This is a genomic window from Mucilaginibacter sp. CAU 1740 (assembly GCF_039839285.1).
Lineage (GTDB): Bacteria > Bacteroidota > Bacteroidia > Sphingobacteriales > Sphingobacteriaceae > Mucilaginibacter.
On record NZ_JBDOQS010000003.1, the window covers coordinates 137,521 to 151,666 of the forward strand.

At 44.6% G+C, this 14,146-nt stretch carries 11 protein-coding genes; 9 read left to right on the forward strand and 2 right to left on the reverse strand.

Annotated features, from left to right (window positions below; translation table 11 throughout):
• Positions 1-305: 305 nt before the first annotated feature.
• The 5 genes from AAFN85_RS08115 to AAFN85_RS08135 all read left to right on the forward strand — a co-directional run bounded on the left by AAFN85_RS08115 (position 306) and on the right by AAFN85_RS08135 (position 5,981).
• Positions 306-1,538 carry an acyltransferase gene (locus AAFN85_RS08115; RefSeq protein WP_347526627.1) on the forward strand — a complete coding sequence of 411 codons (1,233 nt, stop codon included), beginning with the start codon at positions 306-308 and terminating at the stop codon, positions 1,536-1,538.
• Positions 1,539-1,550: 12 nt separating this feature from the next.
• Positions 1,551-2,909 (forward strand): acetylxylan esterase, encoded by a 1,359-nt coding sequence (locus AAFN85_RS08120; protein WP_347526628.1) that lies wholly within the window; start codon positions 1,551-1,553, stop codon positions 2,907-2,909.
• A gap of 23 nt (positions 2,910-2,932) precedes the next feature.
• Complete coding sequence (locus AAFN85_RS08125) at positions 2,933-3,781, forward strand: hypothetical protein (RefSeq protein ID WP_347526629.1); 849 nt, start codon at positions 2,933-2,935, stop codon at positions 3,779-3,781.
• Between the two features lie 37 nt (positions 3,782-3,818).
• Positions 3,819-5,144, forward strand: coding sequence for an acetylxylan esterase (locus AAFN85_RS08130; protein ID WP_347526630.1), 1,326 nt, complete (start codon positions 3,819-3,821; stop codon positions 5,142-5,144).
• 369 nt (positions 5,145-5,513) lie between these two features.
• Positions 5,514-5,981: an SRPBCC family protein gene (locus AAFN85_RS08135; protein ID WP_347526632.1), complete on the forward strand. Its 468-nt coding sequence runs from the start codon at positions 5,514-5,516 to the stop codon at positions 5,979-5,981.
• 192 nt (positions 5,982-6,173) lie between these two features.
• Here the strand turns inward: AAFN85_RS08135 and AAFN85_RS08140 are convergent, their stop codons facing one another.
• Positions 6,174-7,352 (reverse strand): MFS transporter, encoded by a 1,179-nt coding sequence (locus tag AAFN85_RS08140; RefSeq protein WP_347526633.1) that lies wholly within the window; start codon positions 7,350-7,352, stop codon positions 6,174-6,176.
• Between the two features lie 14 nt (positions 7,353-7,366).
• Positions 7,367-8,116, reverse strand: a complete 750-nt coding sequence (locus AAFN85_RS08145) for a DeoR/GlpR family DNA-binding transcription regulator (protein WP_347526634.1) — start codon at positions 8,114-8,116, stop codon at positions 7,367-7,369.
• 66 nt (positions 8,117-8,182) lie between these two features.
• On the opposite strand from AAFN85_RS08145, the gene AAFN85_RS08150 reads away from it, so the two are divergent.
• The 4 genes from AAFN85_RS08150 to kdpB all read left to right on the forward strand — a co-directional run bounded on the left by AAFN85_RS08150 (position 8,183) and on the right by kdpB (position 14,098).
• On the forward strand, positions 8,183-8,746 hold the full coding sequence (locus tag AAFN85_RS08150) for a 5'(3')-deoxyribonucleotidase (protein WP_347526636.1): 564 nt from the start codon (positions 8,183-8,185) through the stop codon (positions 8,744-8,746).
• A gap of 81 nt (positions 8,747-8,827) precedes the next feature.
• Complete coding sequence (gene bla / locus AAFN85_RS08155) at positions 8,828-9,754, forward strand: class A beta-lactamase (protein WP_347526637.1); 927 nt, start codon at positions 8,828-8,830, stop codon at positions 9,752-9,754.
• 595 nt (positions 9,755-10,349) lie between these two features.
• Positions 10,350-12,065, forward strand: a complete 1,716-nt coding sequence (kdpA, locus tag AAFN85_RS08160; protein WP_347526639.1) for a potassium-transporting ATPase subunit KdpA — start codon at positions 10,350-10,352, stop codon at positions 12,063-12,065.
• A gap of 2 nt (positions 12,066-12,067) precedes the next feature.
• A complete protein-coding gene (kdpB, locus tag AAFN85_RS08165) occupies positions 12,068-14,098 on the forward strand; it encodes a potassium-transporting ATPase subunit KdpB (RefSeq protein ID WP_347526640.1) in 2,031 nt (676 codons plus the stop codon).
• Positions 14,099-14,146: the final 48 nt, after the last annotated feature.

A 14,146-nucleotide genomic window follows, 5' to 3' on the forward strand; every position in this document is an offset into this window, starting at 1 on the left:
CCCTTTGAAACGAAAACAATAGCCGATGAAAGTGGTGCGGTGAAAACACCGACCACAAGCTACAACTGAATACATCAATCCTAAAAATCCACCAAATCCCGGTTCAGACAAAATCGGTGTAATCAAAACCCAATCGGTGTAATCCCAAAAACCACTTAACGAATAAGCAAATCCCCTTCCCACTTCGAACTGCTACTGCTACTAAAAACTGCAACTTTCACAACTGTTACCTCTATACAATTGGTATCCCTTTTGCCTTAATTTGCGTATAAGTAAATTGATCTAAAAGTTAAAACACGTTAGTTTTGTCACAAAGAGCGCAATCCAATTACATTCCGGCTTTAACAGGGGTTAGGGCAATGGCGGCATACCTGGTTTTTATATCGCATTTTTCATATGTATTTGATGAAAAATTTCCCCACTCTGTGCAACGGTTCTTCAACGAGTTTCACATCGGGGTAACTATTTTCTTTGTGTTATCGGGCTTTTTGATCGCTTTCAGGTATTTTGATAGTTTTAAGCTTACTAAAGATTGGTTTAAGCAATACCTGAAAAACCGGGTGGCGCGTATTTACCCCATGTACGCCATATTAACTGTTGGCGCGTTCATAGCATATCATTTTACGCAAAACCAAACGGTAACAGCAGGCCAGAACCCGGCCATGATGTTTGGGCTGAATATTGTTTTCCTTCGGGGATTTTTTGATCAGTTTAAGTTTACGGGGATAGCCCAAGGCTGGTCGCTTACGGTGGAGGAATGCTTTTACTTTTCGGCGCCTTTCATATTCCTCATCGCAACCAAATACAAAAAATTTTATATCCAGCCTATAGCAGTTACGGGTTTGGGCGTTTTGTTAGTGCTGGTTTTTAGCCATATTGATTGGTTTGGCTTTTTTGGCAATTTCACATTCATGATGCTTTATACCTTTTTAGGTAGATGTTTTGAGTTTTTCGCGGGCATTCAACTGGCCCTGATAGTTCGTAAACAAAAGCTGGACGGGACGAGCAAAAAGAAGTTTACTTACCTGGGTTTCGGGTTGATCTTCTTTTGTGTCTGGATCATGTCTACCCTTACCATCCCGCAAGGATATGAGGCCGGTTTGCATAACCCTTGGGGGATTGTTACTAACAACTATTTGTTGGCTATCTCAATAGCAGTGTTCTTTTACGGCCTACTTACCGAAACTACCCTGCTTAAAAAGTTTTTATCGCATCCGTTTATTGAGTTATTGGGCAAAAGCTCGTACATATTTTACCTCATCCATTTGGGCTACATGTACAACTATATTCACGAGGGCATGAACAGCCTTAACGATCACGTTTTTGAATTATACGACAAATGGGGTGTAGATTGGCATTCGCCGTTTGAGTACGATAGTCTGAACCTTTTATACGCGTTCATCGTTTTAAATATCATTTCAGTTACGCTGTTTAAACTGATTGAGGAACCACTAAACCATTATATCCGTAAATCTGATTTCCTGATCAAGAATAAAGCACGTAACCCCGAAAATGAATCGGCAAAAATTAAGGCTTAACTATATTTTTTGATGGTGAAGAATTTGAACAAATTACTGCTTATAACTTTTGGAACACTGCTTTTATTTGCAGCTACCCCGGCATTGGCCCAACACAACTCCGAAGTTAAAACAGAAAAAGACACTACGGAGACTGAGGAAAAAACCAACAGCGAGGATGAGGTTTCAACAGCACTTAACATTAAAAGCAAGGATGGTTCTTTTGGTTCTACAGCATCATTCAGCTTTGAGGTAAAAAACAATTACGATACCAACCAGGAAGGCACCATCTCGTACGTGCTCACTACCGAAAAGGGGCAGACGGTTAAAACGCTATCAAAAGATGTTAACCTCGGCAAAAAAAGCACCACCAAATTTGATTTCGATATTCCGGGATTAAAAACTGGCTTTTATAAGCTCAATATGATGATCAATGTAAGCGATTATGACGATACCACCCGTCGCGCTTTTGGCATCAGGCCCGATGAAATTAAATCGCAATACGCTAAACCTGCCGATTTCGATCAGTTTTGGCAAACTGCTAAAGATGAACTGGCCAAGGTAAAACCCAACTACAAAATCACCGAAAGACCCGAAATGAACACCGATAACCGCAAGGTGTACGAGATAGAAATGAAATCGCTCGATAACCTCACCATCCGCGGTTACATGACGGTGCCCATCAGCAAAAATAAAGACAAGAAATTTTCGGTACTTTTAGGTTTGCCCGGCTACCAGGTTAAGTTATACCCAATCGTTGGTCTTGACCCCGACCTGGTGATCATCACCTTAAACACCCGCGGGCAAGGCACCAGCCGCGATGTGATCCACACCGAGCGCGACGCCTTTATCTCGTACCACATCGAGGATAAAAACAAATACGTAATGCGCGGCGTGATCATGGATTGCGTTCGTGCGGTCGATTTTATATATGCCCAGCCCAATTTAAGGCATGATGAAATTTTAGCTACCGGTGGTAGTATGGGTGGATACCTGTCTATCGCGTTAGCTGGATTAGATCACCGGATTACCCTTTGTTCGGCTCAAAACCCTATCATGAGCGATATCCGAAATTTGGTAGGCGCTGTAGAGTGGCCTATTAACGATATCAAAAAATACGTATTGGGCAAGCCCGGCGTAACCTTCGACCAGGTGCTGAACAACCTTGATTATTACGATACCAAAAATTTCGCCACAACGATAAAATGCCCAACCATACTGGGTTTAGGCCTTTTGGACCCATACGTACCACCAAGCAACGGTTACTCTGTATATAACTCGTTACATACCGAAAAACGCGTATTGGTATTTAAAAACCTTGCCCACGAAGTAAGCCAGGTTTATAAAGACTACGAGGGCCGGTGGATGCGCGACACATTTGGATTATTTTAGCACGATTTTAAGCCTATTATAGTATGACCCTAAAAACTACTTTATTAAAATATATACTCACCCCTGCCCTCCTTTGTTCACTTTTTGTGCGCGAGAGTTTTGCAGATGGTTTCCCGGTGAGGCCGGGGCGAATCTCGCTGTCCCCATCGGCAACTTACTTTTTTGCTAATAAGGCCTGGGATGCCAATAGCCATAAAGGATCCTTTGATGATAACGGAAAATTCACATCCTGGAGTTACTCTCTTTATTCAGAATATGGTATCAGTCGTAAGTTTACCTTGTCGGTACTTGCGCCCTATGTAATGAACAATTTCAGCAGCGACCAGGGTACGTTTAAAAGCTCTGGTTTCCAGGATCTGGAAGTGGGTATCAGGTACTACCTGGCCAATATCAATTACAAATACTATTTCAGTATAAAAGCTACCGCCATTTTACCAATGTACACCAATACCACTTTGGGCTACAACCAAAAAGGCGGCGAAATTAAACTGGCCTTCGCGGGCAGCGGGCACTTGTTTGGTAAAAACTCGTTCTTTATTTTGGAGAACGGCGTGCGCGAATATTTTGGCTACGAAGCCGTTTTCCAGGATAGGTATAACGCCACTTACGGCTTAACGTTGGATAAAAAATTCAAGGAGCAGATCTCATTAAGCTTTGGCGGTTTTTATGCAAGCAGTATCAATAAAGATTTTAACGTGAACCCGAGCGCCAGTAAAAACTTTGCCTTTAACCAGGTATCATTTAGTTACGGGCATTCGTTTACCAAAAACCTTTCGCTGTTTTTAACCGGTGGTCATTTTATTACCGGCAGGAACACCGGCGCAGGATCAAGCGTTTCAGCCTCACTTAATTACCGTATAGATACCCGATAATTTTTTTGTACTTTAGCCTTATCATCCCCTTTTTATTGTGAACGTTATTAAATCCCCTAAAGCCCTATTGGTTGGCGCTGCGCTATTGTGTACAGGCATGTTACATGCTGCAGTTAAACCTATTTTGCACAAAGTTGCTAACGACGAAGAAGTGAGCACCACGCTTACCCCGCGCAGTAAAGACGCGCTTTTCAGCAACAACGCCTCTTACACCTTCGATGTAAAAAACACCTACAATACCGTGCAGGAAGGTAAGGTATCGTACCGGGTTACCACGCCAACCGGTGTATTGGTAGCTAAAGATTCGGTAAAGGTTAAGATATCCGCCCGAGGCAGCAATAGCTACAACTTCAATATCCCGGCCATGAAGCCCGGTTTTTATAAGATCAACTTCATGATCAATGTGAGCGATTATGACGATACCACACGTAGGGTATTCGGCATCCGCCCGCAGGAGATCCGCTCAAACCATAGCCGTCCTGCCGATTTCGACGCTTTCTGGCAAACCGCCAAAGATCAGCTTGCAGCAGTAAAGCCCGATTTTAAGATGACCGAAAAGCCCGAAATGGAAAAGGATAACCGCCTGGCTTACCTCATCGAAATGCGATCGCTGGACAATATCGTGATCCGCGGCTGGCTTACCATTCCTAAAGCCGGACCAAAAGGCCGTAAGTTTTCAGTATTGGTTGGCTTACCCGGCTACCAGGTTAATTTAATGCCGATGTTTGGCCCGGATGAGGATATTGCCGTAATTACCCTTAACGTTCGCGGACAAGGCAACAGCCGCGATGTGATCCACACCAAACGCGAGGATTACATCACCCTTAATGTTGAGGATAAAAATAAATACGTAATGCGCGGCGCCATTATGGATTGCATCCGGGTGATCGACTTTATTTACTCCCGCCCCGAACTGGACCATAACCGAATTGAAATATCAGGCGGTAGTATGGGTGGATATTTAGTTGCCGCGCTGGCCAGTTTAGATAGCCGGATCAATATCGCATCGGCACAAAACCCTATTTTGGGTGATATCCGCAATTTGGTAGGATCTGCCGAATGGCCTATTTATGATTTTAAAAAGTACGCATCTGAAAAACCGGGATTGAGCTTTGATAAGATATTGGATAACCTGGATTACTACGATATCAAGAACTTCGCCCCCAATATTAAAGCGCCGATATTGGTTGGTGTTGGTTTGTTAGATCACTTAGCTCCGCCTAATAACGAGTTCGCGTTTTATAATAATATCCCGGCCAAAAACAAAAAGATCATGGTGTTTAAGGATCTTGGCCACGAAGTACCGATGGATTATGTAATGCAGGAAGGGCATTGGATGCGAGATACTTTTGGGTTGTTTTAATCCGCCCTATATCATTGAGAGTAAGTAAACTCGAGGCCTCTGAAAGTTATAGGACGTTAGGCTGGCGGTCCTTTCACCTTGAGCAATCTCATTAAGAGATCTGCAAGGCTGCACCAGAGGTGCAAAAGGTTTGTAGAAATAAAATGAATGCATTTTTTGTGTGCCAGAGGTAGACCACCGCCGATGTTTCGTACCTCTGGCACGGCTAATCTAAAGGAACATTTTGCTACAAACCTGTTCCCTCTCTGAGGGATTGCCTTAAGTTAAGGAGATTAGAGAGTCCGGTAGCCATCATTCGATTAGAGCCGAATTACTGCTTTTATTATTGCTTTAGAACAACATTTAGTCATCGATCTCTGTTACCACATTGTGAAAACATACCTTTTAAAAAGAGAGCAAAATATACCCATCAGTCTTTATCAGGCTTGGGATTTCTTTTCGTCGCCCTTAAACCTGGCCAAGATCACCCCAAACGATATGAAGTTTGTAGTAACATCTGATTATACCGCGGATACAAAAATGTACGCGGGCATGATCATCACCTACAAAATATCGCCGTTGTTAGGCATCAAATTGGATTGGATGACGGAGATCACCCACGTAGATGATAAAAAGTATTTTGTTGATGAGCAACGTTTCGGCCCATATGCATTGTGGCATCACCAGCACCACTTTAAGGCAATTGATGGTGGTGTACACATGACTGATCTGCTGCATTATGCCATTCCATACGGACCAATAGGCAGGTTTGCTAACGCAGTTTTGGTTAAAGGGAAAGTTGAGGGCATATTTGATTATCGGACTAAGGCGATAGAGGAGATGTTTGGGAAATTGTAAACACCGCTGGCTCATTGTTTTCTCACGCCTACTTGTCGCTTTTTTTGTCTGAACTCGAATTTGGGGAATTGAATTAATAGACAGAATGCCAGGCAAATTCGAAAAATTCCCAAAATTCCATAAATTCGAGTTCAGACAAAAACAGTGCAATTAAATAATGCTTCACGACAACTCACCATAAAGGGAAAGTTATCAGTCCCCTGCCAACACCACCTCACTTTCACCTGTCTCTACCTTTTGCCTGCTCAGCGTTAAAGCCAGCACTGCGCCGGCTAACGCCATGATCACCCCAACAATTTCGGGCGAGGTAAAGCCCAATCCCCATGCAATAGGTAATCCACCCAAAAAAGCGCCCAAGGCGTTGCCTATATTAAAAGCAGCCTGTGTAGCCGCCGCGCCAAGCATTTCGGCACCTTTGGCGGTATTGATCATCAACGTTTGTATCGGCGAACCGATAGACATGGACAATGCCCCGGTTATAAATGTCATCACTAACGATAGGATCTGATTTTCGGATACAAAGAAGATAATAGTAAGCGATATAGCCATGGTGATCATCAATATCAAACAAGCTTTAACAGGTGCTACCTTATCAGCCAGTTTACCACCGAAGAAGTTGCCTACTACCATACCCAAACCCGCCAAAATCAACACATAAGGCACGCTACTGGCCGGGAATTTGGAAACATCCGTCATGAGTGGGGCAATGTAGCTGATCCATGCAAACAGGCCGCCGGTACCTATAGCTGTAAGACCGATGATAAGCCAGGCTTCCTTCTTTTTGAAAAAAGTGAGTTCCGAGCGGATATTCCCGCTGTTATTAGGTTTCAATGCCGGAAGCCAAAGCTGGATAAAGGTTAGCGTTAGTAAACCGATAAAGGCGATCATCCCAAAAGCATAACGCCACGAATAATGATGACCGATATAAGTGCCCAACGGAACGGTAAGCAGGTTGGCAATGGTAAGCCCGGCAAACATGATAGATATGGCCTGCGCCTGTTTCCCTTTATCGGCAAGACGCACTGCCACTACCGATCCTACGCCGAAAAATGCGCCATGCGGCAAGCCTGCCAGTAACCTGGCAAACAGCAACACATAGTGGTTAGGTGCAAAGGCCGAACACGCGTTGAAAACCGTAAAAATGATCATCAACGCGGTTAGTATTTTTTTAGGAGGATAACTGCTGGTAAAGGCCACCAATAGTGGCGCACCAATAACCACACCCAAAGCGTAGGCCGAGATCAGGTGACCGGCCACGGGAATGCTTGTATTAAAATCTTTAGCTATATCTGGCAGCATGCCCATCATCACAAATTCGGTAGTGCCAATGCCGAGGCCGCCAAGGGTTAGGGGTAGTAAGCTTTTTTTCACGTTTTTAGGGGATATTATAAAATATTAATGCCAGCCTCATGATAGGCGGCGAGTTGTTCATTATGCGGGCAGATATCGGTGATGATAGTGCCCAGTTGGGTTACCGGCCCTATGTAATAAGGATCGGCAGTGTTTATTTTTTCGTGGGTTGATAGGGCGATGGTTTCTTTGGAGATCTCGAGCATCGTTTTTTTAAGTTCAGCTTCCTCGTAATCGCGGGTGGTAATACCAATAGTGGGGTGTACACTACAGATACCGAAAATGCAAAGATCTGCACGGATGTTGCGGAAAGCGGCAATAGTTTCGTGCCCGATGGTGGTGAATGATGATTTGAATAACCTGCCGCCTGCGAAGATCACTTCAACAGTTGGATGGTCTTCCAAAGCATTCGCTACCGGAAAACTATTGGTAACAACGGTAATGCGCAGATCGTCAGGCAAGCTTTGAGCTACGGCCAGGGTCGAGGTTCCACCGTCAAAGATCACTACTTGTCCGTCTTTCAAAAAGCTTAACACTTTTGATGCAATTACTTTTTTTGAGGCCACATCATGCTGCTCCCTTGCCCGGTAATGGTGCGGGATAGGGGAGTGGGCAACCGCGCCGCCGCGTACAGCGGTTAGCAGCTTTTGATCGGCCAGTACTTTGATGTCGCGGCGTATGGTATCTTCAGATACATTGAGTTTTTCGCTCAGCTCGGTTAGCAAAACCCTGTTATCTTTTGATACGTGATCCAGTATGATCTGTAATCTTTCTTCTCTTACCATGTTTGCAATGTTGTGCAAATTTATAATTAATTTGCAAAATATTGCAAATATGTTTTGCTTTGTTGCATGAAAACGCAAGCAAAGAAAACAATAGCCATTGATATGGACGGCGTAATTGCCGATGTTGAACCGCAGCTCATTAAATACTACGAGCAGCAATATGGCGTAACCACAACGCTCGAGGCCATCCAGGGCCTATCGCACGCCGAGGCTTTTCCATTGGATGCGATAACCAAAGCCTCATTAAATATGCCCGGCTTTTTCCGTGATCTTCCTTTAATGCCCGGTGCTATCGAGGCGGTTAAAAAACTGATGGAGGATTACGAGGTGTACATCGTTTCGGCTGCCACTGAGTTCCCGCTGTCATTATTCGAAAAACTGGAATGGTTGAAAGAGCATTTCCCATTCATCAGCTGGCGCAATGTGGTGCTATGCGGCGATAAAAGCATTATCAACACCGATTACATGATCGACGACCACTGCAAAAATCTTGACTTTTGCCCCGGCAAAGCCATCATGTTTAACGCCCACCACAACAAGCATGAGCACCAACACGTACGCGTTCACAATTGGGATGAGGTTTTGGAGCTGTTTGAAAATGAGCGCTCAAAAAGTGAATTGAGCATATAATAGGGATTAGCCGTTTAGGATTTATTTATCAAATTTGCTGTATCCCGGGCATACTTACAATGCCTGCCGGATAAATAGTAAATGAAGATAAATCCATCCATAAGCTTTAGGCGCGTGTTGCGTTGTGCGCTCATTATAACCGGTTTTTGTTTGGTTGCAGACACTGGCTTCGCCCAAATCAAGGGGCATAGTAAGATGCGGGAGGAGATCGCCACTATTGCGGCATCATCAAAAGGAAAAGTCGGGATATCCATCAAGATACTGGAAAGCGGTGATACGCTAAGTTATCATGCCGATGCACGGTACCCTATGCAAAGTGTATTCAAATTCCCCATCGCCGTATCAATTCTGCGCGCGGTTGAAAAAGGTAGATTGAATCTGGATGATAAAATCCTGGTAACTAAAAAAGACCTCCGCAAAACTGTGAGCGCCTTGCTGGAGAAATATCCCAACGGTAACCAAAAAGTTTCGATAAGGGAAATGCTTACTGATATGGTAACGCTGAGCGATAACAACGCCTGCGATATCCTCATGCGCACACTCGGCGGACCGCAAAAAATAACTGCCGATATTCATGGCGTTGGTGTTATCGATATCATGATAGTGGGCGATGAAACACAAATGAATGCCGATTGGAGCCTTCAATACCGAAACTGGAGTAAACCATCTGCACAGGTTCAATTATTAAGCGTGCTTTACCAAGGCAAGCTTCTATCTGCTTCAGGAACCAAAATGCTCATCAACCTGATGGAACACACCTTTGTAGCACCTAAAAGAATACAGGGACTGTTGCCCTCGGGAACAGTTATTGCCCACCGCAGCGGTACTTCAGGAACTGACGAAAAAGGCTTATCGCCCGCGACTAATGATGTTGGGGTGATCACTTTACCTAATGGTAAGCATTTGGCTATCGCTATTTTTGTGTCTGATTCTTATTTGCCGGATGATAAGCGAGATGAGGTTGTTGCCAAGATAGCCAAGGCTGCTTTTGATGAGTTTGTGCAGTAAATTTATCTGCAGCGGGATATTAAAATATATTACCGCAGCGCTGCGCTACCAATAACAAGTTAAAAAAGGGTGTCATGCTGAACTCTATATGTCGATTTGGCGATGCCAAAAAGGTAGACATTGTTTAAATTATCGGCTATTTTTAAAAAGATAATGTTGGTGATATGGTGTAACGAGGCGCAGTGTCACATATCAAATAAGATTTAAGTAACCGAAGGTATCAAAACGTTCCTATAAGCCAAAACTAAATCCCACTTTGATAATCACCTATCAAAATGATAGGTCAATTCGGCTTAAATAAATAAAAACCCAGCTCAAAATCTATATAAATAACTAACAATCAATTATTTATATAGATCAATACTTTCTTGGCATCCCCTTCGCAAAGCCCTTTGCAAAAACACGTAAAAAATGGATGCTTTACTCACAATCGCTTACCTGGCCACATTTGTAGTGGTATTCTGGATCTTTTTTAAATCGGTAACCTACTTCGAAAAAATTTAACCCCATGGCAGCATTATTCATCGTAGCAATAGCCGTGTTCATTTACATGGTGTACGTACTCCTCAAACCCGAAAATTTTTAAAATTAAACTATGAACACTGAACTAACGGGTGTAATTTTCACCTACCTGCTCACCTTAGCCATCGCCATTCCCCTTGGCCGCTACATGGCTAAGGTATTTAAGGGCGAGAAAACCTGGCTCGATTTTATGGCCCCGCTTGATCGCCTCATTTTCCGCTTCAGCGGTATTGATACCAAACGCGAAATGAATTGGAAACAGCACCTGCTGGCCCTGCTTACCATTAACAGCGTTTGGTTAATATATGCTTTTGTTTGCCTGATGGCTCAAGGCCATTTGCCGCTTAACCCCGATGGTAACGCCGGTCAATCGGCTGATACTGCTTTTAATACCGCCATCAGCTTTTTGGTTAACTGTAACCTGCAACATTACTCGGGCGAAAGCGGTGCTACTTACTTTACACAGCACTTTGTGTTTATGTTCCTGCACTTTGTTTCGGCCGCTACTGGCATTGCTGCTTTGGTGGTAGTGTTCAGGGCGATGAAAGATAAGGTTACCGATAAACTGGGTAACTTTTGGGAGTACTTTGTTAAATCAATAACCCGTGTATTGTTGCCTATCTCGTTTGTAATAGCCGTGATCTTCGCCTTTAACGGCATGACCACCAGCTATGCCGGTAAAGACACTTTTATCAGCATGCAAGGCGATACCGTCCACGTATCCCGCGGACCGGTTGCTGCTCTCGTTGCTATCAAGCACTTAGGTACAAACGGCGGCGGTTGGTTCGGTGCTAACTCCGCTCACCCTATCGAAAACCCTAACTACTTAACCAATACCGTCGAGCTGGTAGCACAATGTGTTATTCCAATCGCTTTGGTATTTGCTTTAGGTTTCTATCTCAATAAAAAGAAATTCTCGTACGTAATATTCGGCGTGATGACGCTGGGTATGCTGATGCTACTCATCCCAACCATGAACGCCGAACTAAACGGTAACCCGGCCATCGCTAAAATGGGCATCAGTCAGCCAACCGGCGCTATGGAAGGCAAAGAAGTAAGATTTGGCCCTGCTAACTCGGCTTACTGGAGTATCATGACCACCGTTATCTCTACAGGTTCGGTAAACTCAATGCATGACAGCGCTATGCCGGTTTCGGGTACCATGATGATGCTGGGTATGATGATCAACTGCTTTTATGGTGGTTGTGGCGTAGGTTTCCTTAACTTCTACATATTCATCATCGTAGCGGTATTTATATCCGGATTAATGGTTGGCCGTACGCCGGAGTTTTTAGGCCGAAAGATAGAAGCCCGCGAAATGAAGATTGCTTCATTGATTGCCCTGTTGCACCCCTTTATTATCCTGGTAGGTTTGGCCATATCATCATATTTTGTGGTTAACGTAGCCGGTGCCGATTGGGCTGTTAAACCATCGGGATGGTTAAATAACCCGGGCACACATGGTTTTTCGGAGATGTTGTACGAGTACACCTCATCGGCAGCCAACAACGGATCCGGCTTTGAAGGTTTGGGCGATGGTAATATTTTCTGGAACTATACTACCGGTATTGTGATGATACTTGGCAGGTTCCTGCCGATTATCGGTCCGCTGGCTATTGCGGGTTTGTTGGCTAATAAGAAATATATCCCTGAGTCGGCCGGTACATTGAAGAGCGATACCTCAACTTTTGGGGTGATGATCTTCGCGGTGATTGTGATTATCGCGGCTCTGTCATTCTTCCCGGCATTAGCGTTAGGTCCGATTGCTGAACATTTTTCACTTAAATAATCATGAACTCAAATCAAAATACATTGTTCCAGGGCGATCAGATGAAGGAGGCTTTAAAGCAATCCTTCATCAAACTAAACCCACGCGCCCTGTTCCGTAACCCGGTGATGTTCACCGTGGAGATCGGTACCGTTGTAATGCTTATTGTGAGTGTGTTTTCGCTTACCAATAACGGCCAGGGCAGTTTTGCCTACAACTTTACCGTATTTATTATCCTGTTATTAACCGTATTGTTCGCCAATTTTGCCGAGGCCATTGCCGAGGCACGAGGTAAAGCCCAAGCCGAAAGCTTGCGCAAAACCCGCGAAGAAACACCTGCCCGCCTGCTGGTTAACGGCAAGGAAGAAAGGGTGATGTCATCCCAACTAAAAAAAGGCGACATCTTCATTTGCGAAACCGGCGATAACATCCCTACTGATGGCGAGATCATCGAAGGTATCGCAACCATCGATGAATCGGCCATAACAGGCGAATCGGCCCCTGTGATCCGTGAATCGGGCGGCGATAAATCATCGGTAACAGGTGGTACCAAGGTTTTGTCTGACAAGATCAAAGTAATGGTTACTACCCAACCTGGCGAAAGCTTTTTGGATAAGATGATCGCGTTGGTGGAAGGTGCATCTCGCCAGAAAACCCCTAACGAGATCGCTTTAACTATCCTATTGGCTGGCTTTACGCTCATCTTCGTTATCGTGTGCGTTACCCTTAAACCATTTGGCGATTACTCTAATACCCCTATTACTATAGCCGCTTTTATATCGTTGTTTGTTTGTTTGATCCCAACTACTATCGGTGGCCTGCTATCGGCCATCGGTATTGCCGGGATGGACAGGGCATTACGTGCCAACGTGATCACCAAATCGGGTAAAGCTGTTGAAACTGCGGGCGACTTAGACACCCTGCTACTGGATAAAACCGGTACCATAACCATTGGCAACCGTAAAGCCACCAGCTTTTACCCCGCAGGCGGTGTAGATGAGCAGGAATTTGTGATGGCCTGCGTATTGAGTTCGTTGGCTGATGAAACCCCTGAAGGTAAATCAATCGTCGAGCTTGCTGAAGTGGGTGCCCACAAACTGAAAGTTCACGCCCCTGCCGATTCGGTATTTATCAAATTCACTGCGGAAACCCGCTCAAGCGGTTTGGATACGCCGGATGGTTTGCGCATCCGTAAAGGTGCATTTGACTCTATCCGTAACATGGCTTTAAAAGCCGGTAACCCATTCCCTGCCGATGTGGAAGAGAATGTTAAAAAGATCTCATCAAATGGTGGTACCCCACTGGTGGTTTCCAAAAACGAAAAGATAATGGGTGTGATCGAGCTGCAGGACATCATCAAAACCGGTATTGCCGAACGTTTTGAACGCCTGCGCAAAATGGGTGTTAAAACCGTAATGGTAACCGGAGATAACCCACTTACTGCCAAATTTATTGCCGAAAAAGCCGGTGTAGATGATTTTATTGCCGAGGCCAAACCCGAGGATAAAATGAACTACATTAAAAAGGAGCAACAAGGCGGTAAACTGGTAGCCATGATGGGCGACGGTACAAATGATGCCCCCGCCCTTGCACAGGCCGATGTTGGCGTGGCGATGAATAGCGGCACCCAGGCGGCCAAAGAAGCCGGGAACATGGTGGATCTGGATAACGACCCAACCAAACTGATCGAGATAGTAGAAATAGGTAAACAGTTATTAATGACCCGCGGTACGCTTACCACTTTCAGTATAGCTAACGACGTGGCTAAATACTTTGCCATTGTACCTGCACTGTTCATGGTATCAATGCCGGCTTTAAAGGCGCTGAACATTATGGATCTTCACAGTCCGCAATCGGCCATACTATCGGCAGTGATATTTAACGCCATCATTATTCCAATGCTAATCCCATTGGCCTTGCGTGGTGTGGAATATAAACCAATTGGCGCAAGCGCACTTTTACGCCGTAACCTGCTTATTTACGGTTTGGGCGGGATCCTTATACCATTTATAGGCATTAAACTGATTGACTTAGCTGTATCATTATTCATATAAAATTAAAAGAGAGCCGGGGACGTGGGGTATGGATTTAAGGCGACAGAT

Coding starts and splice junctions, on each gene's coding strand:
- kdpB (WP_347526640.1), top strand. CDS start 12,068: ATGAACTCAAATCAAAATACATTGTTCCAGGGCGATCAGATGAAGGAG.
- AAFN85_RS08120 (WP_347526628.1), top strand. CDS start 1,551: ATGGTGAAGAATTTGAACAAATTACTGCTTATAACTTTTGGAACACTG.
- AAFN85_RS08150 (WP_347526636.1), top strand. CDS start 8,183: ATGAAAACGCAAGCAAAGAAAACAATAGCCATTGATATGGACGGCGTA.
- AAFN85_RS08125 (WP_347526629.1), top strand. CDS start 2,933: ATGACCCTAAAAACTACTTTATTAAAATATATACTCACCCCTGCCCTC.
- bla (WP_347526637.1), top strand. CDS start 8,828: ATGAAGATAAATCCATCCATAAGCTTTAGGCGCGTGTTGCGTTGTGCG.
- AAFN85_RS08145 (WP_347526634.1), bottom strand. CDS start 8,116: ATGGTAAGAGAAGAAAGATTACAGATCATACTGGATCACGTATCAAAA.
- kdpA (WP_347526639.1), top strand. CDS start 10,350: ATGAACACTGAACTAACGGGTGTAATTTTCACCTACCTGCTCACCTTA.